The sequence below is a fragment of the Leifsonia sp. SIMBA_070 genome, assembly GCF_046534635.1.
In the GTDB taxonomy this organism is placed as follows: Bacteria; Actinomycetota; Actinomycetes; order Actinomycetales; family Microbacteriaceae; genus Leifsonia.
On sequence record NZ_JAWRYK010000028.1, the window covers coordinates 1 to 475 of the forward strand.

The window sequence follows — 475 nt, forward strand, 5'->3', positions numbered from 1 at the left end:
TTGCATGAATTGGACATGGAGCTAGAAAAACGAGGGCTCAGATTTGTCCGCTACGCGGACGACTGTAATGTCTACGTTTCTTCAAAGAAGGCTGGCGAACGGGTAATGGCATCTATTTCCTGGTTCATCGAGAATAAATTAAAACTTAAGGTGAACATTGAGAAAAGTGCAGTAGACCGGCCATGGAAACGAAAATTTTTAGGGTTTAGCTTTACCCACCAGTCTGATCCAAAGATTCGAATCGCGAAAGAAAGCATGAAGAAGGTAAAACAACGAATTCGAGAATTTACCTCAAGGTCAAAAGCGCTTCCCATGGAGTATCGAATTGAACAGCTAAATAGATACCTTATTGGCTGGGCGGGATACTTCTCACTTGCAGACACACCTTCGGTCTTCTCCAGTCTAGACGAATGGATAAGAAGAAGGCTCCGTATGTGCCTATGGAAACAGTGGAAGAACGCTCGAACAAAAGTAA

At 43.4% G+C, this 475-nt stretch carries 1 protein-coding gene; it reads left to right on the forward strand.

What is annotated here, in order from left to right:
- Positions 1 to 15: 15 nt before the first annotated feature.
- Positions 16 to 475, forward strand: a 460-nt coding sequence (locus SB754_RS19240; protein ID WP_410784017.1) for a group II intron maturase-specific domain-containing protein, incomplete at its 3' end; no start/stop codon positions are given.